The organism is Streptomyces pyxinicus, from assembly GCF_024753135.1.
Taxonomy (GTDB): Bacteria; Actinomycetota; Actinomycetes; order Streptomycetales; family Streptomycetaceae; genus Streptomyces; species Streptomyces pyxinicus.
In genome coordinates this window covers 132,791-155,200 of record NZ_JANUGP010000010.1, presented here as the reverse complement: position 1 = coordinate 155,200, position 22,410 = coordinate 132,791, and the positions used below count along the sequence as shown (strand labels likewise).

Genomic DNA, 22,410 nt, shown 5'->3' with positions numbered 1-22,410 from the left:
CGGGTGCCGTCAGGCGTCGAAGTCGACGGTGACCTCGGCGCCGAGGGGTCTGGCGCGGCAGGTGAGCGTGTAGCCGGCGGCCAGCTGGGCGGCGTCCAGGGCGTGTTGGGGGCCGGTCGCGACCTCGCCGGTGAGGACCTTGGCGCGGCAGCTTCCGCAGATGCCCTCGCGGCAGGCGTAGGGCACGTCGGGGTGGTCGCGCAGCAGCGCGTCGAGCAGCGCCGGGTCCCGGGGCCCGGCGGTGACGACCCGGCGCCGGCCGTCGTACAGGGCGGTGATCCGGGTGCCCTCGGGGGTGGGCGGCGCGCCGGGCACGGGCGGGGTGCGCGGGGCGGCGCCGAGGGTGAACAGCTCGGAGCGGACCAGGTCCGGGTCGGCTCCCGCCGCCGTCAGCGCCGTACGGACGGTGGCGGTCAGGCCGGCCGGGCCGCACAGGGCGTAGGTGGTGCCGGGACCGGGCCGGGCGTCCAGCGCGGCGAGCAGGCCCGGCAGGTTGCCGGCGTCGATCCGGCCGTCCAGGGGCGGCCGCGCTTCGCGGGTGAGGACGTGGAGCACGGTGAACCGCTCGATGAACGCGTCCTTGAGCAGGGCGAGTTCGTCGGCGAGCAGGGCGTCGGCGGCCGTGGGCACCGCGTGCACGAGGGAGACCCGGCACGTCGGGTCCGTGCGCAGCGCGCCCGCGGCCAGGGCGGCGAGCGGGGTGATGCCGGAGCCGCCCGCGATCAGCACATGGTGGGCTCCGGGCAGCTCGGGCAGTGCGAAGTCGCCATCGGGCGGGGAGAGTTCGAGGTGGTCGCCGGGTGCGAGGCCGGTCAGGGCGTAGGCGCCGAAGCCGTCCGGGGTGCCCCGCTTGATCACCAGCCGCAGCGCGCCGGGGTCCTCGGGCGGCGGGCACACCGAGTAGCTGCGGCGCAGTTCCTCGCCCGCGCGGCGGTGCCGGACGACGACGTGCTCGCCGGGCCGGTGCGCGAAGGTGTCCCGGAGGGCGTCCGGGACGGCGAGGGTGACGGCGACGGCGTCCTGGGTGAGCCGCTGCACGGCGGTGACCGGGAGCCGGTGCCAGCCGGTGCGCCGGCGGGCGGCGGGCCGGACAGTGCCGGCCGGGGCGACGGAGTTCACGCGGGGCCTCATAGCGCGTTCAGGTGGGGGAACAGCTCGTGGCAGGCGGTGCAGCGCAGCATCGACTGGCAGCGGGAGGGGCCGAACGGGCTGTGCGGCCGGGTGGCCCGGGACCCGCAGTGCGGGCAGGGCACCCCTCCGAGCCGGACGAGCACCGGGCCGTCCCCCGGCGCGGCGGTGGGCGGGGCGATGCCGTGGGCGGCGAGCGCGGCCCGGCCGGCGGCGGTGATGCGGTCCGTCGTCCACGCCGGTGACAGCACCTGCCGTACCCGCCCGTCCGGGTGGCCGCAGTCGGCCAGGACATCGCGGATCGCGGAGGCCATGGCGGCCAGGGCCGGGCAGCCCAGGTAGGTGGGGGTGAACTCCACTTCGAGGCGTCCGTCGGCGCCGGGGGCGACCGAGCCGACCACCCCGAGGTCGCCGAGGGTGAGGAAGGGCAGCTCCGGGTCCGGTACGGCCGCCACCCGCGCCCGGACCTCCGGGGCCGCGAGGGCCGTCGCTCCGCTCACCAGGTGCCTCCGGGGAACTGCCGGTTGACCGACTGGAGTTCGGCGACCAGGGACGCGAACTCCTCGGTGTGCAGGCCCGTCCGGCCGCCCCGGGCCTGCCAGGCGGGGGTCGGCACGGTGAGTCCGGCCCGGGTGATGACCTCCGTCGTGCTCCGCTCCCACAGCGGGCGCAGCGGGGCGGGCGAGGGGATCGTGCCGGCGGCGGCGAGGGCGCGCACCACGTCGTCCTCGTCGAAGAGTTCCGCCGTGTACGGCCACACCAGGTCCAGGCCGCGCTGCATCCGGCGGGTGCTCTCGGGGGTGCCGAGGCCGAGCCGTTCGGTCCAGGTGTCGGCGTGCAGCCGGTGGAAGGCGACCTCCTTGGCGGCCCGCTGCCCGAACGCGGCCAGCTCGGGGTCCGGGCAGCCGCCCAGCGCCTCGTAGTAGGCCACGGCGTAGTGGGTGTAGGCGAGTTGCCGGGCGACGGTGGCCGCGAAGTCGCCGTTGGGCAGCTCGGTGAGCAGGGCGTTGGTGAACTCGCGGTCGGTGCGGGCGTAGGCGAGGGCGTCCTCGTCGCGTCCGGTGCCGTCCAGGCCTCCGGCGCGGGTGAGCAGCACACGGGCCTGGCCGATGAGGTCCAGGGCGATGTTGGACAGCGCCAGGTCCTCCTCGATGCTGGGCGCCCGGGTGATCCACTGGCACAGCCGCTGCCCGAGGACGAGGGCGTCGTCGCCGAGGCGCAGCAGGTGGACGGCAAGACCGGGATCGAGCCGGAGGCCCCCCGGGTCGGTCGTCGTGCTGACCGCCGGGTCAGTCGTCGTGTTCGCCGCCGGGTCAGTCGTCGTGTTCACCGTCGGGGCCCTTCTCGGTGGTGAGCGGCGCGAACTGCTCCGGGTACCGGTACGGCTTGTGCCGCGCGTTGGCGAAGTAGGGGTCGTGTTCGTCCGGGGAGGCGGTGTGCACGGCGTCGGAGCGGACCACCCACAGCGACAGCGGGTCGCCCCGGCGGGTGTACAGGTCGCGGGCCCTGAGCAGGGCGGTGTCCGGGTCGTGGGCGCGTACCGAGCCCATGTGCTGGTGGGCGAGTCCGCGCCTCGGGCGCAGGAAGACCTCCCAGGACGCGGGGGCGCCCTCCGGCTGCCGGCCGCTCATGCGCGCGCCTCCGGGATGTCGTCGCCGTCGGTGTTCGGGGTGCGGGCGGCATGCGCGGCGGCGGCCTCCCGCACCCAGGCCCCGTCCTCGTGCGCGGCGCGCCGGTGGGCCACGCGCTGCCGGGCCCAGTGCGTGTCCTCGCCGAGCGCCCGCCGGTAGCCGTCCCAGTCGACCGGGGTGAAGTCGTGGTGGCCGCGTTCCTCGTTCCAGCGGATCGCCGGGTCCGGCAGGGACAGGCCGAGGCGTTCGGCCTGCGGGACGCAGCTGTCGACGAAGCGCTGGCGCAGTTCGTCGTTGGTGTGCCGCTTGATGCCCCAGGCCATGGCCCGGCGCGAGACCGCGGCGCCGACCGCCGCGGTGCGCGCGTCGGCGCCGCCCGCCTCGGTGTCGGGCGGCCCGAACATCAGCGCCACGGCCGGCAGCCACCAGCGGTTCACGGCGTCCTGCGCCATCTCCTTCTGCGCCGGTGTCCCCTCGCACAGGGCGCGCATCAGGTCGTAGCCCTGCCGTACGTGGAAGGCCTCCTCCTGGCAGACGCGCCGCATGGCCCGTGCGTAGGGCCCGTACGAGGTGCGGCACAGCGGGGCTTGGTTGATGACGGCGGCGCCGTCCGTCAGCCAGGCGATGGTGCCGGTGTCGGCCCAGGTCAGCGCGGGGTGGTTGAAGGTGGCCGAGGCGCGCTGGCGGCCCTCGTGCAGGGCGTCCAGCAGGTCGGCGCGGTCCACGCCCAGGGTCTCGGCGGCGGAGTACAGGTACAGGCCGTGGCCGGCCTCGTCCTGCACCTTGGCGAGGAGCACCGACTTGCGGTGCAGGGAGGGTGCCCGGGTGAGCCAGGCGCCCTCCGGCTGCATGCCGATGATCTCGGAGTGGGCGTGCTGGGCGAGCTGCCGGAGGACCATGCGGCGGTAGCCGTCGGGCATCCAGTCCCGCGGTTCGACGGCCTCGCCGGCGCCGACGAGCGCCTCGAACCGCGCCGTCATCTCGTCCTCGCCGGCGGTCTCGGTGCCTGCGGGTGCTGCCGCGCTCATGCCACTCCTCCCCGGCCGGTCCGCCCGCCGCACGCCGGGGCGGGGACGTGGGCGCCCCCGGACCGGACCCCTCGCCTGGGCACTGGCATCACTCCTTCGGCACGTCCCGGACGCGTACGGCGCCCGCCGCGCCCGGCGGATCGGGCGCGGCCTCCGTCTCGGAAAGAGGCCGGGAGACGGGTCCGCAATCCCCCGGCCGGTGGCATGTGCGCGTGACAAACGTCACGCGGGGCCGCGGGGATTGCGGTCCGGTGCGGTCGCCTCTTGTTCGGGTGACAGGCGCGGGTGAACCGGCGCGGGTGACCGGCGCGGGTGAAGGCGGGCGGCGGCGCAGGACGCGATCCGCTCCGCGCCCGGCTCGGACGATCCGCCCGGCGGCCGGCCCGCCGGGGGCGAAAGGGGTAACCGATGAGCACCATCAGGGAGTTGCTGGTCGAGCTGACCGGCACCGAGGAGTACGCGGACGCCGGGCGGGTCGGTGACGACGTCGACCTCGCCGCGAGCGGCATCGACTCCGGTGACCTGGTGCGGCTGGTGCTGCTGGTCGAGCAGCGGGCCGGGGTGGAGATCACCGCCGACGACATGGAGAAGCTGCGCTCGATCGGCGACTACGAGCGTTTCGTGGCCGAGCGGTCGGCGGCCGGTGCGGGCGGCGGCGCCTGATGTGGCTGACCCAGCTGCTGGAACGCAACCGGCAGTGCTTTCCCGGGCGGACGGCACTGGTCGACGAGCAGCGCGCGGTCACCTGGGACCGGTTCCACGACCGCACGCTCGAACTGGCGCGGGGCCTGGCCGAGTTGGGCATCGGGCGCGGTGACCGGGTCGCCGTGCTGTCCAAGGACCGTATCGAGGTCCTGGAGACCTACTTCGCGCTCGCCCGGCTGGGCGCGCTGTTCGTGCCGCTGAACCACAGCCTGGCCGTGCCCGAGGTCGCCGGCATCGTGGCGCGGGTCGGGGCGGTGGCCGTGTTCGGCGAGTCCGAACTGCTGGACCGGCATCCGGAGTTGCCCGGGTCGGTGCGGCTCAGGATGGCGTTCGACAAGCCGGCGTTCGAGGCGCTGGGCAGGGTGGCGCCCGAGCGGGCGCTGCCGGCCGTGGCCGACACCGATCCGGTGGCCGTGCTGCACACCTCGGCGACCACCGGGCAGGCCAAGGGCGTCACGGTCGACAGCGCCTCGTTCCGCGCCATCGCCCTCGGCTGGCTGGTGTCGGCCCGGCCCACCGACGACATCGTGATGGTCAACTGCTGCCCGCTGTACCACGGCAGCATGGTGGTCTCGCTCACCTACATGGCCGCGGGCGCGACCATCGTGCTCATGCCGGGTTTCACCCCGCAGCGGGCGCTGGCCGCGGTGGAGCGGCACCGCGCGACCCATATGTGGCTGGTTCCGCAGATGCTCCGCTTCACGCTCCAGGCCAAGGGCGCGGACCGCACCGACCTCTCCACGCTCCGGGAGGTCCTGTACGGCGCCGCCCCCATGCCCCTGGACGTGTACGAGGAGGCCGTACGGCGCCTCGGCTGCGGCTTCCGGCAGGTGTACGGCATGACGGAGGTCGGCGGCCCGTTCGTCACCCTCGGCCCCGACGAGCACCCGGCGCCCGGGGACGTCACGGCGCGCATCCCCTGCGGGCGGGTGATCCCCGGCATGTCCGCCCGCGCGGTGGGCTCGGACGGAGCGGAGCTGCCGGGCGGCGAGACCGGCGAGATCGTGGTGCGCGGGCCCGGGGTGATGCGGGGTTACTGGAACGATCCGGAGGCCACCCGCGAGATCGACCTGGACGGATGGATCAGGACCGGTGACCTGGGGTTCGTGGACGAGGCGGGGCGCATCCACCTCGTGGACCGCACCAAGGACGTCATCATCCGGGCCGGGCAGAACGTCTACCCCTCGGAGATCGAGCGGGCCCTGATGAGCCACCCGGCGGTACGGGACGCGGCGGTCGTCGGCATGCCGGACGAGGACTACGGCGAGGTGCCGCTGGCGTACGTGGTGGCCGAGCCCGGCACCGGCACGGTCGAACTCCTCGGCCACGTCTCGCGGTTGCTGGCGCCCTACAAGCGGCCCCGGCGGGTGGAGTTCATCGAGCAGGTGCCCCGCAACCCCGCCGGGAAGATCATCAAGAAGCTGCTGCGGGCCTGAGGGCGTGCGGCTCCTCGCGGAGTTGCGGGCGGCGGGGCTCGGCGCGGGGATCGCCCTCGGCACCGAACCGCACCTGGCGCCCGCCGGGCCCGGTGAGGCCGCCGCGATCGCGTCGATGCCCGAGCGCCGCCGCTCCGAGTTCCTCGCGGGCCGGCTCGCCGCGCGCCGGGCGCTCCGCTCGGTCGGGCTGGACTGCGGGGACGTGCCCCGGGCCGGCCGGCGTCCACTGTTCCCGCCCGGCCGGGCCGCGTCGATCTCCCACAGCGGGGGCGTCGCGGTCGCGGTGGCCCGCGCCCCCGGCCACGACACCCCGCTCGGCTGCGACCTGGAACTGCGCCCCCTCCCGCCCGGCGCGGCCCGGCTGCTGCTCTGCGAGGACGAGGAACACCTGCTCCACACCTGGCCGGTGACCGCCCTCTTCTCCGCGAAGGAGGCCGCCTGGAAGGCCCTGGCGGGCGGCGGTTCCGTGGGCACACTCCGGGATCTGCGGGCCGCCCCGGGCGATGCAAGCTGCCTGCGGGTCGAGGTCCGTGACGAGACGCGACGCGCGGTGCGGGTCCGTGTCCTCGCCGCCGGGCCGGGGGTGTTCAGCGTGGTGCTGGGCGGGGACGAAGGCTGACGGACGCGTTGCCCCGCCGCTGGGCCTGGATGCCGGGGGCGGAGGTGTGACTCCCGCACGGGGTGGAGAGGCCGAGTGACGGACGCGCGCAGCCCGCGCTGGGCGGGGATGCCGGCCGACGGACGAGCGGTGCTCCCAGGTCCGCACGCGGGTTGTGGCGCCGTGCTGCCACGCGGCGCCAGCGCCGGGTCGGCCGGCGGCCATCGTGTCGCCCCACCGCATCGGGGTTGCCCATGGCACCCACCTGGTTCCGGCACCGGGGCCCAGCGCCGTCGGTCCCAGGGGCCGGCTGAGCCTTCGGCACCGGACCCACCGGCCGACGTCGCACCCCGCTCAGCCCCGGCCAGTCGGCGGCCCCCGCTCCGCACCCGGCGACCGAGCCGGCCGGCACTGCCAAGTGCCTGCCGGCCGACCCGGTCCAGCGTGTCCTACTCCGCCGCGTTCACCAGCACCGCCATGTTCCCCGCCGGGTGGCGGTTGTCGTGGATGAGCTGGTGGGCCAGGCCGATCTCGTCGAAGGGGAAGGTGCGGGAGAGGCAGGGGTCGATGATGCCCTGGTCGATGAGGCGGGTGACCTCGCGGGCCTCGCGGGCGCTGGCCACGTGGGAGCCCTGGAGCCGCTTCTGGCGCATCCAGAGGAACCGGAGGTCCACGTCGCCGTTGTAGCCGGTGGTGCCGCCGCAGATGACGACCATGCCCGCGTTGTCGCACAGGTAGATGGAGGTGGGGATGGTGTCGGCGCCGGAGTGCTCCAGCACGATCCGCGGGTTGCGGCGCTCGCCGAGCACCTCCCAGAAGCGCCGGCCGAAGGCGCGTGCCCCGGACAGCCAGCGGCTCATCGCGGCCTCGTCGGTGGTGTCGGGCATCCGCCCCCAGTGGTCGAACTCGCGCCGGTCGATCCAGCCCTTGGCGCCGAGGCGCATACAGAACTCGCCGCGTTCCGGGCTGGAGACGACGGCGACCGGGATGCCGCCGACGTGCCGGACGAGCTGGATGGCGATGCTGCCGAGGCCGCCGGCGCCGCCCCAGACCAGCACCGGGTCGCCGGGCCGGACGGTGTGCGGGTCCCAGCCGAAGAGCTGCCGGTAGGCGGTGGCGGCGGTCGCCATGTAGCAGGCGGCGGACGCCCAGGACAGCCGGGCGGGCTTGGGGTGGCACATGTAGTCGTCCACCACCGCGAACTGGGCGAAGGAGCCGTAGTTCTCCTCGTACCCCCACACCCGCTGGCTGACGGAGGCGGCCGGGTCGCCGCCGAGGCGGATGTCCTCGGCCGACTCGTCCCAGCGGCAGGCGAGCACGACCACCTCGTCACCGAGGCGGACGCCGCTGACGCCCTCGCCGACGGCCCACACGACGCCGGACAGGTCGGAGCCGCCGATGTGGAAGTCCTCGGTGGCGCCGGCCTTCTGCCGGGCGCCGATCACGTCGAGCGGCTGACCGAGCGCCGCCCACACGTTGTTGTAGTTGACGCCGGCCGCCATCACCTTGACCAGCACCTGGCCGCGGCGGACCGGGGGCACGTCGACCACCTCGGTGCGGAAGGCGTCCACGGGCTGTCCGTAGCGCTCCCGGCGGATGAGCGAGGCGTACATCTGCCGGGGCACGCTGCCGAGTTCGGGCGCGTCACCGAGTTCGTAGAGATCCTGGGGTGCGGTCACGGTCATGCGGGGTCTCCTGGACGGTCGGGGCCCCCTGGGGGCGGTACGGGTACGGACGCGTGGGAGTCGGGAGTGGCGCGCAAGGCCTCGGCGACCGCCTTGCCGATCAGGGCGAGCGGCTCGGGTTCGGTCATCTCGTAGTGCCCGCACGGCACCCGGTGGTCGTGCAGGGTCCCCCGCACGTGGGGCCGCCAGGCGTCGGCCTTGCCGGGCAGCACGGCGAGGTCGCCGGCGAAGTCGGTGACCGTCTCGTCGGCGGCGGTGAAGAACAGCACGTCGCCGTCGAAGTCGCCGGGCGCGAACTGCGGTGCGAGGCGCAGGTTGTTGCGCATGACGTCGGCGATGGCGGCGGCCTCGGCGCGGGTGACGGGTGAAGCGGTCGGGTCCGCCGCGACCTTGCCGGCGATGCGGTCCAGGACCTCTGCCACGTCCGGCGGTTCGGCCTCCGTGTCCATCGGGAGTCCGGCCACCCGCGTCAGCAGGGCCGCCACCTGGCGTTCGGCCGTCTCCGCGTCGTACGCGCTGCCGTGCGGCTGCGGGGCGTCCAGCATCGCCAGCAGCTCCACCCGCTCCCCCCGCTCCCGGAGGGCGCGGGCCATCGCGTGGGCGACGAAGCCGCCGTAGGACCAGCCCAGCAGCCGGTAGGGGCCGTGCGGCTGAACCTCGCGGACCAGGTCGACGTAGGAGGCGACCATGCCCGGGGCGTCCGGCGCGGGCGGCCGGGTGCCGTCGAGGCCGGCGGCCTGGATGCCGTACACCGGCTGGTCGCCGCCGAGGTGCGGCAGCAGTCCGGTGTAGCGCCAGGAGACGCCGGCGCCGGGGTGGACGCAGAACAGCGGGGCGGCGCTGCCCTCGGGGCGCAGCGGCAGCAGCGGGGCCAGGGCGTTCGCGGTGCCGGTCGGCTGGTCGCCGTCGCCGGTGGCGGCGAGGACGCCGGCGACGGTCGGGGCGGCGAGCAGGGTGGCGGCGGGCACGTCGAGGACGCCGGTCCGGCGGAGCCGGCCCGCCAGCAGGACGGCGCGCAGGGAGTCGCCGCCGAGGTCGAAGAAGTTGTCGTGCACACCGATGCCGCCGATGCCGAGAGTCTGTTCCCACAGGTGGGCGACGGTCTGTTCTCGGTCGGTGCGTGGTGGGACGTGTGCGGTGGTGAGGCGGGGGCGCGGCGCGAGGACCGGTACGGGCGGGGCCGTCTCCGGGGTGTCGGGCGCGGTGGCGCGGGCGCCGGGGGCGTCGATCCAGTGCCGGTGCCGTTCGAAGGCGTACGGCGGCAGCGGTACGGTCCGGGGCGCGCCCGGCACCGGTGGCAGCGCGCCCGCCACGCCGGCGCTCCACAGCCGGCCCAGTGCCTCGGCGAGGACGAAGCCGTCGGAGGCGTCGGCCTTGGCGTGCCGCATGGTGGTGACGGTCACCGGAGTGTCCGGGTCCAGTCGGGCGGCGGCCAGCTTGGTGAGGGTGTCCGCCGGTCCGATCTCCACCAGGACCGGGCGCCCGCGCTCCCACAGGGCGGTGACGCCGTCGGCGAACCGCACGGTGGCGCGGGTGTGGTCGAGCCAGTGCCGTACGGAGGTCGCCTGCTCGTCGGTGATCCAGGTGCCGGTGACGTTGGTGACGAACGGGATGCGGGGCGGGCGCAGGGTGACACCGCGCAGATGCTTCTCGTAGGTCTCCAGGACGGGGTCCAGGACGTGGGAGTGCGCGGCGGCCGGAATCCGCACCCGGCGGAACGGCACGTCCCGGCGGGCGAGTTCCTTCTCGAAGCGGGCCACGGCCTCGTCGTACCCGGCGACGGTGCAGGCGGCGGGCCCGTTGACCGCGGCGAGGGACAACTCGTCGTCCAGCAGCGGCAGGACGTCCTCGGCCGGGGCGGCGACGCCGACCGTGGCCCCGCCCGCCTCGCTGATCAGCCGGATGCGTGCGGTGACCAGGGGCAGCATGTCGGCGAGGTCGATGACCCCGGCGAGGCAGGCCGCCGTGTACTCGCCCAGGGAGTGGCCGATCAACGCGTCCGGGCGGACGCCGGCGGCCATCAGGGTGCGGGCGAGGGCGTACTCGGTGACGACCAGGCCGAGGAAGGTAGTGGTGTGGTCGGCCGGCGCGCCCTCGAACAGGGTGGCGCGCAGGTCGGCGCCGAGGACGGGGCGCAGGACGCGGGCGCATTCGTCCACGGTGTCGCGGTAGACGTCGTGGTCGCGGTACAGCTCCGCGCCCATGCCCGGGTACTGGGTGCCGCCGCCGGGCAGCAGGAACGCCACCCGGGCGGGTTCGTCCGGCACGGCCGGGGTGGCGGGGGCGGCGGTGCGCAGGGCCGACAGGGCCTCCTCGCGGGAGGCGGCGGTGACGGTCAGGCGGTGGCGCAGGGCGGGGCGGCTGGTGCGCAGCGCGTGCGCCACGTCGTCCAGGCGCAGGTCCGGCCGGTGTTCGAGGTGGCGGCCGAGGGCCTCGGCCTGGCCGCGCAGGGCGCCGGCGGTGCGCGCGGACAGCGGCAGCACCAGCCGGCCGCCGTTCTCGGGGGCGCGCGGCGGGGCGGGCGCGGGGGCCGGGGCCTCCTCCAGGATGACGTGGGCGTTGGTGCCGCCGATCCCGAAGGCGCTGATCGCGGCCCGCCGGGGGTGGCCGGCGGCCGGCCAGTCCTCCAGCGCGGTGGGGACGCGGAAGGGGCTCGCCGCGAAGTCGATGAGCGGGTTGGGCCGGTCGAAGTGCAGGCTGGGCGGGATCTGCCGGTGTTCCAGGGCGAGGACGGCCTTGATCAGTCCGGCGATGCCGGCCGCCGCGCCGAGGTGGCCGATGTTGGTCTTCACCGAGCCCAGCGCGCAGTAGCCGCCGCGGTCGGTGGTCTCGCGGAACGCCTCGGTGAGGGCGGCGACCTCGATGGGGTCGCCGAGCCGGGTCGCGGTGCCGTGCGCCTCGACCAGGCCGATGGTGCCGGCGTCCACCGCCGCCTGGGCCTGGGCGGCGAGCACGACCTCGGTCTGGCCGGCCGCACTGGGCGCGCTGAAGCCGACCTTGCGGCGGCCGTCGTTGTTGACGGCGCTGCCCCGGATGACGGCCCGGACGGGGTCGCCGTCGGCGAGCGCGTCCTCCAGCCGTTTGAGGACGACCGCGCCGACGCCGTCCCCGGAGGAGGTGCCGGCGGCGTCCGCGGCGAACGCCCGGCAGTGCCCGTCCGGTGAGAACGGTCCGTCGGGTACGTGGCGGTAGCCGAGCATGGCCGAGGGGTTGAGGGAGACGGCGGCGGCGAGGGCGGTGTCGCAGCGGTGGTCCAGGAGGTCCTGGCAGGCGGTGTGCACGGCGACCAGCGCGGTGGAGCAGGCCGTCTGCAGGGAAACGCTCGGTCCCATCAGGCCCAGTTCGTAGGAGATCCGGGTGGCGAGGGTGCCGAGGGAGTTGGCGGTGGCCGCGTGCACCAGCTCGACGGAGCCGGGCTGTCCGGCGTAGCGGGGGTGGATGTGGGCCGGGTAGTACCGGCTGTCGCCGCTGCCCGCGTACACGCCGAAGGTGCCGTTGTCGGTGCCGGGCGCGAGGCGGCCGGCGTCCTCCAGGGCGTGGTAGGCGGTCTCCAGCAGCAGGCGCTGCTGGGGGTCGATGACGGCGGCCTCGGCGGGTGTGCAGCCGAAGAAGCCGGAGTCGAAGCGGTCGATGCCCTCGACCACGGACGCCATGCGGATCAGCGACGGGTCGTCCAGGTCGCGCGGGTCGCCGCCGGCGGCGAGGAACTCCTCGTCGGTGACGGGCCGTACGGACGCGCGGCCGGCGGCCAGGTTGTCCCAGAAGGCGTCGAGGTCGTCGGCGCCGGGGAACCGGCCGGCCATGCCGATGACGGCGACGGCCGGTATCTCCTCCTCCGGGATGTCCTGAGCTGGGTGGGTCTCATGCATGGCCTCGGCCCTTTCCGTGCCGTGGGGAGCGGCGGGCCCGGGCCGCGCGCTGCCGTTGTGCCTGTTCCCTGGCGCGGTCGAGCCCGCTCGGCGGGTCTCCGGCATCGTCGTCGTCGGAGGTCTCGGGTGCGGGTGTGCGGGCGGCGAGGTGGCGGGCCAGGTCGCGCACCGTGGGGTGCGCGAACAGGTCGACCACGGTCAGCTCGCAGCCGAACGCCTGGTTGACGGCGGTCTGCGCGCCGACCAGCAGCAGCGAATTGCCGCCCAGGTCGAAGAAATTGTCCTCGCGGCCGACCCGGTCGCGGCCCAGGACACCGCACCACAGGTCGGCGATCCGCTGCTCCAGGCCGTGCAGCCGTTCCTCCGACTCGGCGGCGGCGGGCGGCCGTTCGGCGCTGCCGGCGGCGCGCAGCACCCAGGGCGTGGCACCCGCGGCGTCGGCCGCCGTCCGGTGCAGGGCGCCGAGGTCGGCGCCGTCCTCCAGGGCGACGCGTCCGGCCAACCGCCGTACCCCTCGGACCGGTTCGGCGGTGTGACTGCGGATCCAGGGGGCGGTGCGGTCGGCGCCGATCAGCAGGTGGGGTTCGTCCAGGGTGCAGGCGAGGTCGAGGGAGCGGAGCGCGGCGGCGGTGTCGAGCACCCGGTAGCCGCGGGCCTCGGTGAGGGCGGCCAGCCGGTAGCCGCTGCTCATGCCGCGTTCGTGCCACATGCTCCAGGCGAGGCTCTGCGCGGGCAGGCCCTGGGCGCGGCGGTGCAGGGCGAGTGCGTCGAGGTAGGCGTTGGCGGCGGCGTAGGCGGTGTTCAGGGCGCCGCCGAACCAGCCGTTGACGGAGGAGAACAGCACGAACGAGGTCACCGGGTGGTCGGCGCTGATCCGGTGCAGGGTCCAGGCGCCGTGGGCCTTGGCGTGCAGTGCCGTCCGCCAGGCGTCGGCGTCCAGGTCGCCGACCGGGCGCTCCACGAGGGTGCCGGCCAGGTGCCAGACCGATACCAGGGGCACGCCCCAGGCCGCGCCGGCCGCGTCCACGGCCGCCCGTACCTGGTCCTCGTCGGTGACGTCGGCGCGGGCGTGGCGCACGTTCGCCGTGTCGGGCAGGCGCGGGTCGCCGGGGGCCGGCGGGGTGCGGCCGAGGAGCAGCAGCCGGGTGCCGGGGGTCCGCAGCAGGTGGGCGGCGAGTTCGGTGCCGACGCCGCCCAGTCCCCCGCTGATCAGGTGGAAGCCCTCGGCGGCGGGCGGTTCCACACGGGCCGGCACCTCCGGCAGCCCGGCCAGCCGGCGCACCTGGCGGCGCCCGGCGCGGTGGGCCACCTCGGTGTCCACCGGCGGCTGCGCGGCTTCCGCCAGGATGAGCGGTACGGGATCGGTGCCGGGCTCGACGTCCAGGTGGACGCAGCGCAGCCCGGGCACCTCCTCGCGCAGCGACTTGAGGACCGCGCCGGCCATCGCCTGTGCCGGGGACGGGAGTTCGTCCGCAGTGACCGCCTGGGCGCCCGCCGTCACGTGCAGCAGGTCCACCGGCCGGGTGCCGAGGGCGCGGGCGAGGGCGAGCAGGGTGCGGGCGCTCGACTCGTCCGGGGCGCTCTCGCCGCCGCCGGGGGCGGTGAGGTGGACGACCGCGTCGACCGGCCGCTCGTCGGCGTCCAGGTCCCGCAGCAGCGCCGCGTGGTCGGTGTCGTCGGCGGGCCTGACCCGGTAGCGGGCGGCGTCGAGGCGCTCGTACGACGGCCCGTCCGTGACCACGGTGCAGCGGGCGCCGTCGGCACGCAGGGAGCGGGCCAGGCGGTCGGCGAGTGCGTGGGTCTCGGGTTCGGCGCCGGCCAGGACGAGGGTGTGCCGGCCGGGCGGCAGGACGCGCGGCCGGTGCGGTGCGGCGGGCCCCCACGTGGGCCGCAGGAACCAGTCGGGCAGGGTGGCGGCGGTGCCGAGCAGCAGTTGGGCCTCGCGGACGGCGTCGTCGAAGTCGCCCGCCTCGAAGCTCTTGCGGAGCTTGGTCCGCTGGATCTTGCCGATCTCGGTCTTGGGGATGTCGCCGGGGCCGACCGGGACGAGGAAGGCGGGGCTGACGCCGATCTCGCGGGTGACCTTGCCGGCGATCTCCCGCAGCGCGGCGGCGCGGTCGGGTCCGGGGGCGAGGTGGACGAACAGGGCGAGTTCGTCGGTGCCGGCGGCCGGGTCGGAGCGGACCGCGCAGGCCGCGGTGAAGCTGCGGACGACGGCGGGCAGTTCCTCGACGCAGGACTCGATCTCGTGGCTGTAGTGATTGACGCCGTTGACGATGATGACGTCCTTGGCGCGGCCGGTGATGAACAGTTCGCCGTCGCGCAGGAACGCCAGGTCGCCGGTGTCGAACCAGCCGTCGTCGGTGAACGCCTCGGCGTTGGCGGCCGGGTTGTCGTGGTAGCCGCCGGTCACGGAGGTGCCCCGGACCTGGAGCCGGCCGACGTCGCCCTCGGTGAGCACGGCGGTGTCCTCGCCGACGACGCGCATGGCGAAGCCGGGGTAGGGCAGGCCGCAGCTGACGAACGTCTCGTCGGTGCCGGGGGGTTCGGCGGGCAGCACCGAGTCGGTGACGACCGAGCAGGTCTCGGACATGCCCCAGCCGGGGTGCATCACGTCCTGCGGCAGTCCGAAGGGCCGCAGCGCGTGCAGGAAGCCGCGGGCGGCGGCGGCCACGACGACCTCCCCGGCGTTCATCACCAGCCGCATCGGGGTCAGGTCCCAGTCGCGGTCCCGGAAGCGGTCGGCCTGTTCGGCGAGGAGGCCGAAGGCGAAGTTGGGGGCCCAGGTGACGGTGACGCGGTGCCGGTGGGCGAGGTCCATCCAGCGGGTGGGGTCCTGGAGGATCCAGGAGGTGGGCGCGTGGATCTGCCGGCAGCCGAGGTAGAGGTCCCGCAGGTGGAACATGACGACGCCGGTGACGTGGTCGAGCGGGATCCAGTTCAGGGTGACGTCGTCGGCGCCGAGTGCGTTCATGGCCTCGGTGGCGGCGGACCGGGTGAGCACGTTGCGGTGGGTGAGCCGGACGGCCTTGGGCAGGCCGGTGCTGCCGGAGGTCATCAGCATCAGGATCAGGTCGTCCGGCCGCGCGGCGTACCAGTCGCGGTCCTCGGGCGCGTCCCGGAGCGCGGCGGCGGTGGTCAGGCGCAGGCCGGGCCAGTTCCGCCGGTCGGCGAGGCCGCGCAGGCCCGGCTCCAGCGCGGGCGAGCACACCACCCAGGGCCGGCCGAGCATCCGCCAGATGCCCTCCAGCTTGGTGAGGGCGGCCGAGGAGGTGTCGTAGGAGGCGGGGACGGTCAGCGGGACGGCGACGAAGCCGCCGAGGACGCAGCCCCACAGGGCGGCGAGGAAGTCCTCGCTGTCGTCGCACTGGAGGATCACCTGGTCGCCGGGGCGCAGTCCGGCGCGCCGGAGCCCGGCGAGGACGCGGGAGGCCTCGGGGATCAGGGAGGCGTAGTCGCGGCGGGTCTCGGTGCCGTCGGCCCGGACGTGCACGATGTCGCCGCGGGCGTGTTCGGCGGCGCGGACCAGGGCCTCGCCCCAGCCGGACACGGAGGGTTCGGTCAGCTCCGGGCCCTCGCTGAGCGCGGGACGGCGGCCGGTGTCGGCCGGGGCGGCCGTGCCGGGTGCCGGCTGTGTGGTGCGGCGCGGCGGGCCGGCGTGCCGGCGGGCCAGTTCCTCCGGGGTGTTCTCCACCGTGACCTCGGCGCCGGTGACACCGGCGGCGCGGGCGAGGCGCCGCCGCCAGTCCTCGGCGGCGGCCCGGTCGACGGCGGGCAGGGCGGCGAGGGCGGCCGGGTCGGGGGCGCCGTCGGCGGTACGGGGCAGGGTGCTGACGGCGGTGACGCGGACGGCGGCGGTGCCGGTGCGTTCCAGCAGCCGTTCGACGCCCTCGGTGGCCTCGGCGCGGCCCGGCACCACGAACAGCCGGGGCGCGCCCCCGTCGGCGGCGGGCAGCGCGACGGCGTCGCGGACGCCGGGCACGGACCGGGCCGCCTCGGTCAGGGCGGCGGTGTCGGGCACGCTGCCGCCGGCGGGGGTGCGCGGCTCGGGTGCCGGGAGCAGGGTGAGCCGGAGGTCCGGGTCGGCGGCCACGGCCGCGAGCAGCCGGCCCAGGGTGCGGGCGAACTCCTCGGCGGTGGACGGGTCGTAGAGGTCGGTGGCGTACTCGACGTGCAGGTCCAGGCCGTCGGGGGTGCCGTCCGGGGCGTGCCGTTCGAGGACATCCACGAACAGGTCGAACTTGGCGGTGCCGGTGGCGGTGGGCCGCAGCGGCACCGCGTCCCCGTCGAGGCGGAGCACGGCGGGCTCGTTGTTCTGGAGGGCGAGCATGACCTGGAACAGGGGGTGCCGGCCGGGCAGGCGGGGCGGGTTGAGTTCGTCCACCAGCCGGTCGAAGGGCAGTTCCTGGTGGTCGAGCGCGGCCAGGTCGCCCGGGCGGACGCGGGCCAGCAGCTCGCGGAAGGCGGGGTCGCCCGAGGTGTCGGCGCGCAGCACCAGGGTGTTGGTGATGAGGCCGATCAGGTCGTCGAGGCCGGGTTCGGAGCGGCCGGCGACGGGGACGCCCAGGACGACGTCCTCGCCGGCGCCGCCACGGGTGAGCAGGGCGCTGACGGCGGCGTGCAGCACCATGAACAGGCTGGCGCCCTCGCGTTCGGCGAGGCCGGTCAGGTCCCGGTGCAGGGCGGCGGGCACGTGCTCGGTGACATGGGCGCCGCCGCGCGGGGCCGGCGGCCGGGGCCGGTCGCCGGGCAGGGTGCACTCCTCGGGTATGCCGGCCAGCGCCTGCCGCCAGTGCGCGGTGAGCCGTTCGGCCGCACCTCCCGCGAGCAGGGCGCGCTGCCAGAGCGCGTGGTCGGCGTACTGCGCCGGGAGCGCGTCCCACGCCGGGGCGGTGCCCGCGCGGCGGGCGGCGTAGGCCGTGTTCAGGTCGTCGGCGAGGGGCCGCAGGGACCAGCCGTCGGCGGCGCTGTGGTGCAGGACGAGCAGCAGGGTGCGCCGGCCGCCGGTGCCGAACAGCCAGGCGCGCAGCGGGCTTTCGGCGGTGAGGTCGAAGCGGTGCCGGGAGGCGGCGGCCAGGTGCGCGCCGGTCTCCTCGGCGGGGCAGTCGACGGCGCGCAGCCGGGGGCGCAGTTCCCCGGGCGGCAGAATGTGCTGGTACGGCGTGCCGTCGTGGTCGGCGAACACCGTGCGCAGGCTCTCGTGCCGGTCGGCGAGGTCGCCCAGCGCGGCCCGCAGCGCCTCGGTGTCGACGGCGGGGCCGGTCGGCACGGCGAGCGGGATGTTGTACGTCGCCGTCGCGTCGTCGAGCCGGTTGAGGAACCACATGCGTTCCTGGGCGTACGACAGCGGGACGCGCTCGGGACGCGGCTGCGCGCCGAGGACGGGCCGGGCGGGCGCGGTGCCGGGGCGGCCGTCGAGGAGCCCGGCGATCGCGGCGGGTGTCGGTGTCTCGAACAGGGCGGTGATCGGCACGTCGGCGCCGGACTCGTGGCGCAGCCGGGCCAGCAGCCGGGTGGCGAGCAGCGAGTCGCCGCCCAGGTCGAAGAAGTTGGCGTCGACGCCCACGGTGTCCCGGGGCAGCTTGAGCACGTCCTCGAACAGGCCGCAGACCAGCGTCTGTTCGGGGGTCGCCGGCCGAGTACCGGCCGCCGTCCCGGTGAAGTCGGGCGCGGGCAACGCGTCGGTGTCCAGCTTGCCGTTGGCGGTCAGCGGCAGGGCGTCCACGGGGACGCAGGCCGCGGGGACCATGTGCTCGGGCAGGTGGGCGGCGGCGTGGGCGCGCAACTCGGCCGCCGTGGGCGCCTGTTCTCCGGCGGTGACGGTGTAGGCGACGAGCTGCCGGGCGCCGTTGTCGGCCTGCCGTACGACGACGGCGGCGCGGGTGACGGCGGGGTGCCGGGCGAGGACGGCCTCGATCTCGCCGGGCTCGACGCGGAAGCCGCGCAGCTGCACCTGCTGGTCGGCGCGGCCGAGGTAGTCGAGGGTGCCGTCGGCGCGCCGCCGGGCCAGGTCGCCGGAGCGGTACATCCGGCCCCCGGGCGGCCCGTAGGGGTCGTCCAGGAAGCGCTCGGCGGTCAGTTCGGGCCGGTTCAGGTACCCGGCGGCCACACCGGCACCGGCGACGTACATCTCGCCGACGGCGCCCGGCGGCACGGGCCGGCCCCCCGCGTCCAGGAGGTACACGCGCAGGTCGGCGAGCGGGGTGCCGATGACGCCGCCGCGCCGGGGGTCCGCCAGGTCGGCCGGGGTGAGGCGGTGGTGGGTGACGTGCACGGTGGTCTCGGTGATGCCGTACATGTTCACCAGGGCGGGCCGGTCGAGGCCGTGCCGTCCGGTCCACGGGCGCAGCCGTTCGGGGCGCAGCGCCTCCCCGCCGAACACGACGTACCGCAGCGCGCCGGCGCCGGTCTCCTCGTCGGCGTCCACGAGCTGTTCGAAGGCGGAGGGTGTCTGGTTGAGGACCGTGACGCCCTCCTCGCGCAGCAGCCGCAGGACGTCGCGCGGGGAGCGGCTGACGGCGTACGGCACGACGACGAGCCGGCCGCCGTGCAGCAGGGCGCCCCAGATCTCCCACACGGAGAAGTCGAAGGCGTAGGAGTGGAAGAGGGTCCACACGTCGTCGGCGCCGAAGTCGAAGTGCTCGGCCGCCGCGGTGAACAGCCGGACCACATGGGCGTGCGGGACGGGCACGCCCTTGGGGCGGCCGGTGGAGCCGGAGGTGTGGATGACGTACGCGATGTCGGCCGGGCCCGTCGGTCCGCCGCGGTCGGCGTCGCCGAGGTCGCCGGCGGGGCGCCCGGCGAGGTCGGCGGTGACGGCGGGGTCGTCCAGGAGGACGGCGGGGGTGGCGCCGCCGAGGTCCCCGGCGAGGCCGCTCTCGGTGACCAGGAGGACGGGGTCCGCGTCCGCCATCACCAGGCGCAGCCGTTCGGCCGGGTGCCCGGGGTCCAGCGGGAGGTAAGCGGCGCCGGTCTTGAGGACCGCCAGCAGGGCGGGCAGCAGCCGGGGGCCCCGGGGCAGCGCGAGGGCGACCACCCGGCCGGGTCCGGCGCCGCGTGCCACGAGCAGCCGCGCCAACCGGTTGGCTTCCTCGTTGAGTTGGCCGTACGTGAGGTGCGCGCCCTCGTGGGTCACGGCGACCTGTCCGGGCCGGGCGCCCGCCTGCCGCTCGAACAGTTCGGTGAGCGTGGCCGTGACGGGAAGCTCGCGCACCGGCAGGTCGCGCGGGTGCTCGCCGGGGAGCAGCAGGTCCAGGTCGGCGAGTGCGGCCGTCGGCGCGACCTGCGCCAGGTGCCGCAGCAGGGCGAGGAAGCGGTCCCGGTGCAGGGCGAGTTCGTCCTCGTCGTACAGGTCGGGGTTGGCGTCGAAGGCGAACCACAGGGTGTCGGGGCGGGTCCCGGGCCGGACGCTGATCTGGAGGTCGTCCACGGCGCCCCCGGACAGGTGGTGCCAGGTGGCCGTGCTGCCGGCGAAGTCCAGGTCCTCGGTGAAGGGCACGATGTTCAGCACGGGGCCGTACAGGCGGCGTCCGGTGCCGAGCAGGCCGAGGTCGCGGCGGATGGACTCGCCGCGGTACTGCTGGTGGCGGCGCAGTGCCGCCAGCTCGGCGGCCACCGTGCGCGCGAACTCTGCCACAGGCGTGCCTGGTTGGGCGGTGACGCGCAGGGGCAGCACGTCGGAGGCGGTGCCCGGGGTGCGCAGGGCCGCGCTGCCGAGCCGGCTCATGGTGGCCATGCCGAGGACCAGGTCGTCGGCGCCGGTCATGCGGTGCAGGTAGACGGCGACGGCGGCGGTCAGCAGGTCGGTGCGGGTGACGTCGAGGCGGCCGGCCGCGGCGGACAGCGCGTCGGCGTCCAGGGCGGCCAGTTCGGCGGTGCGGCGCAGGAACGGGGCGCGCGGCGGGGCCGTACGGCGGGTGAGGCGGGCCGGTTCCGGCAGGCCGGCCAGGCGGCCGGCCCAGTGCTCGCGGTCGCGGTCGCGGCGTTCGGAGGCGAGGTAGGCCGCCTCCTCCGTCTGGAGCCGGGCGGCCGGCGCGAAGCCGCCGGGGCCGGGCTCGCGGCCTTCGGCCAGCGCGTTGTAGAGGTCGGCGAGGCGACGGCCGAGGAGCTTGTAGCTGTAGCCGTCGAGCAGGATGTGGTGGGCCCGCAGCAGCCAGATGTGCCGGTCGGCGGCGAGGGTGAGGAGGGTGTGCGCGAACAGCGGGCCCTTGTCGGTGTCCACCGGGGTCGCGAGGTCGGCGCGGATCAGCTCCCAGGCGGCGGTCTCCGGGTCGGCTGCGTCGCGCACGTCGGCCCGGTGCAGCGGCCAGTCGTCCGCGTCCGGTGCCGGACCGCAGCGGGGGCCGTCGTCGGTGTCGGCGAAGCGCAGCGCGAAGGTGCCGGCCTCGGCCACCGTGCGGCGCAGCGCCGTCTCGAACAGACCGGTGTCCAGGGCGCCGTGGATCTCCACCGCCTCCGCGGTGTTGTACGCGGCGCTGCCGGGGGCGAGCCGCTGCGCGTACCAGAGGCCCTCCTGGGCGCCGGACAGCGGCCCGGACAGCGGTCGACGTTCGTCCTCGGGGTCCTCGGGGAGAGACTCCTCGTGGAGTGACATAGCACAACCCTCACGTGGCAAGCCGTAACGGCCCGGCCGGCACGAGCCGGGCCGGTCTGACAGGAATGCGGCCCCGGCCCACGGGGCCGGCAGCACGGGCCGCACGCCGAGGGCGCGGCCGTATCGCGGCCCGCCGCCGGTTCACGAGGCCTCACGGTGGGGCAGCCGGGCGAAGCCGGTCAAGCCCGATCCGGCCCTCCGAGCGGAATTCAGGTGTTTCCCTGAAGAACGCGGGTTCCGGGATAGCGGCGACCGCGACAAGTTTTAGGGAAAACACGAGACTTTCCTCGGGTGCCGGTCATCGGGTGGATTCGCACGGGCCCGACCGTGCACTCTCGAAAGGACGTCGAGCCGCAACCGCGTTATTGACCGATCGTCAACGCGCGCGGCTTTCGGGAATGAGCGGACGGAAAGAGGTCCTGGGTGATGCGCCGTGCGTTGTGTCCGGTGGAAACGCTGTACGTCGGGCAGCGAAGCCGAGCGGTGCTCTCCTGCACCCTGCGCGGCCAGCTCGACCCCGAGGCGCTGTCGGCCGCGTTCGACGCGGTCACCGAGGCGCACCCGTCGCTGCGGAGCCGCGTCGTGCCGGACGGCGAGGGTTTCGCGCTCCACCTGCTGGCGGAGTCGGAGCGTCCCCGCCTGACCACCCGGACCGGCGCCGCCGAGGAGGCCCACACGACGGAGCTGAACACGCCGCTGCCGGTCGGCGGACCGCTGAGCCGGGCGGTCCTGGTCAGCGCTTCCGACGGTGACAGTCACCTGTTCGTGCTCTCGGTGGACCACACCGTGGTCGACGGGCACAGCGGTATCGCCCTGCACAACGAGATCTGGGACCGCTACCGGGCCCTGGCCGAGGGTGAGGAGCAGCCCGCCGCCGCGGCAAACACCCCCGCCTGGCCGCCGCCCGTCAGCGCGTTCCTGCCGCCGGCGGACCCGGCGGAGACCGCCGGGTACCTGGAGCGGCGCACCGAGGCGGCGCGCCGGAACCCGGTCGAGCTGGTCGGCTACGACGTCACCGGCCCGGCCGCCGTCGAGGGCCGTATCGAGGTGTGCCGGCTGACGCTGGACGAGGAGCGCACCGGCCGGCTGCGCCGCACCGCCCGCGCGGCCGGCGTGTCCGTGCACGCCCTGGTCGCCGCGGCCCTGCTCACCACGGCCCGCCGGCGCCTGCCCGGCGACGAGCCGCGCACCCTCGGCTGCCTCTCCCCCGTCGACCTGCGCTCGCGGCTGTCACCGCCGGTGCCCGCCCTGGTGATGGTCCCCGCCGTCACCACCCATCTCCAGACCCTGGACGTCACCCCGGACGCGGACCCGGTCGAGCTGGCCCGCACCGTGCACGCGCGGCTCGCCGCGTTCGTCGCGGGCGACGGCCCGTCCCAGGAGATGCGGATCACGCCGGAGATCCCCCGCAACCCCACCCTCCAGCTGGCGACGGTCATCGCCACGAACATGGGCGTCGTGCCTGGGCCCCGGCTGCCCGAGGGCCTGGAGGCCACCGACGTCCGGCTGGTGCCCGCCCGGGAGCAGTACTTCCCGGCGGCCGGGCGCAGTCCGGTGATGGCCTGCGTCGTCTCCTTCGAGGGACGGCTCGCCATCGAGTTCCCGCACTTCACCGCCTGTTTCAGCCCGGAGTTCGTCCGGGCCTTCCGTGACGAGGTCAGCGCGGCGCTCGCCGCCCACACCGACGCCGCCGAGCCCGCGCCCGCACCGGCGGGCTGAGGCGGCTCACCGCACCGC

Annotated in this window: 12 protein-coding genes; 4 read left to right on the top strand and 8 right to left on the bottom strand. The window is 75.6% G+C overall.

The window, feature by feature from the left end; all coding sequences use genetic code 11:
- Window positions 1-9: 9 nt before the first annotated feature.
- The 5 genes from NX794_RS16110 to paaA are packed head-to-tail and all read right to left on the bottom strand — an operon-like array spanning window position 10 to window position 3,787.
- The gene (locus NX794_RS16110; protein WP_428985916.1) at window positions 10-1,131 is read right to left on the bottom strand and encodes a 2Fe-2S iron-sulfur cluster-binding protein; all 1,122 of its coding nucleotides are present in this window, start codon (window positions 1,129-1,131) and stop codon (window positions 10-12) included.
- Window positions 1,128-1,628, bottom strand: coding sequence for a 1,2-phenylacetyl-CoA epoxidase subunit PaaD (gene paaD, locus NX794_RS16105; protein ID WP_258779227.1), 501 nt, complete (start codon window positions 1,626-1,628; stop codon window positions 1,128-1,130). The genes NX794_RS16110 and paaD overlap by 4 nt, the downstream gene beginning before the upstream one ends.
- Window positions 1,625-2,458, bottom strand: coding sequence for a 1,2-phenylacetyl-CoA epoxidase subunit PaaC (gene paaC / locus NX794_RS16100; RefSeq protein ID WP_428985915.1), 834 nt, complete (start codon window positions 2,456-2,458; stop codon window positions 1,625-1,627). The genes paaD and paaC overlap by 4 nt, the downstream gene beginning before the upstream one ends.
- Window positions 2,442-2,759, bottom strand: coding sequence for a 1,2-phenylacetyl-CoA epoxidase subunit B (locus NX794_RS16095; RefSeq protein ID WP_258779226.1), 318 nt, complete (start codon window positions 2,757-2,759; stop codon window positions 2,442-2,444). Before NX794_RS16095 ends, paaC begins: the two co-directional genes overlap by 17 nt.
- On the bottom strand, window positions 2,756-3,787 hold the full coding sequence (paaA, locus tag NX794_RS16090; protein WP_258779225.1) for a 1,2-phenylacetyl-CoA epoxidase subunit PaaA: 1,032 nt from the start codon (window positions 3,785-3,787) through the stop codon (window positions 2,756-2,758). Before paaA ends, NX794_RS16095 begins: the two co-directional genes overlap by 4 nt.
- A 408-nt stretch (window positions 3,788-4,195) precedes the next feature.
- Between paaA and NX794_RS16085 the strand changes: the two genes are divergently transcribed.
- The 3 genes from NX794_RS16085 to NX794_RS16075 are packed head-to-tail and all read left to right on the top strand — an operon-like array spanning window position 4,196 to window position 6,547.
- A complete protein-coding gene (locus NX794_RS16085) occupies window positions 4,196-4,450 on the top strand; it encodes an acyl carrier protein (protein WP_258779224.1) in 255 nt (84 codons plus the stop codon).
- Window positions 4,450-5,928, top strand: coding sequence for a class I adenylate-forming enzyme family protein (locus NX794_RS16080; protein ID WP_258779223.1), 1,479 nt, complete (start codon window positions 4,450-4,452; stop codon window positions 5,926-5,928). Before NX794_RS16085 ends, NX794_RS16080 begins: the two co-directional genes overlap by 1 nt.
- A gap of 4 nt (window positions 5,929-5,932) precedes the next feature.
- Window positions 5,933-6,547, top strand: a complete 615-nt coding sequence (locus NX794_RS16075) for an enterobactin synthetase (protein ID WP_258779222.1) — start codon at window positions 5,933-5,935, stop codon at window positions 6,545-6,547.
- Window positions 6,548-6,975: 428 nt separating this feature from the next.
- On the opposite strand, the gene ccrA is transcribed toward NX794_RS16075, so the two are convergent.
- From ccrA to NX794_RS16060, 3 genes are read right to left on the bottom strand one after another with little or no spacing between them, the layout of a single operon-like run.
- Window positions 6,976-8,205, bottom strand: a complete 1,230-nt coding sequence (gene ccrA, locus NX794_RS16070) for a crotonyl-CoA carboxylase/reductase (protein ID WP_258779296.1) — start codon at window positions 8,203-8,205, stop codon at window positions 6,976-6,978.
- Between the two features lie 2 nt (window positions 8,206-8,207).
- Window positions 8,208-12,080 (bottom strand): type I polyketide synthase, encoded by a 3,873-nt coding sequence (locus NX794_RS16065; RefSeq protein ID WP_258779221.1) that lies wholly within the window; start codon window positions 12,078-12,080, stop codon window positions 8,208-8,210.
- Window positions 12,073-20,673: a non-ribosomal peptide synthetase gene (locus NX794_RS16060; RefSeq protein ID WP_258779220.1), complete on the bottom strand. Its 8,601-nt coding sequence runs from the start codon at window positions 20,671-20,673 to the stop codon at window positions 12,073-12,075. The genes NX794_RS16065 and NX794_RS16060 overlap by 8 nt, the downstream gene beginning before the upstream one ends.
- A gap of 447 nt (window positions 20,674-21,120) precedes the next feature.
- Here NX794_RS16060 and NX794_RS16055 point away from each other — a divergent pair, with 447 nt between their 5' ends.
- Complete coding sequence (locus tag NX794_RS16055) at window positions 21,121-22,392, top strand: phthiocerol/phthiodiolone dimycocerosyl transferase family protein (protein ID WP_428985914.1); 1,272 nt, start codon at window positions 21,121-21,123, stop codon at window positions 22,390-22,392.
- The last annotated feature ends 18 nt before the right edge of the window (window positions 22,393-22,410 follow it).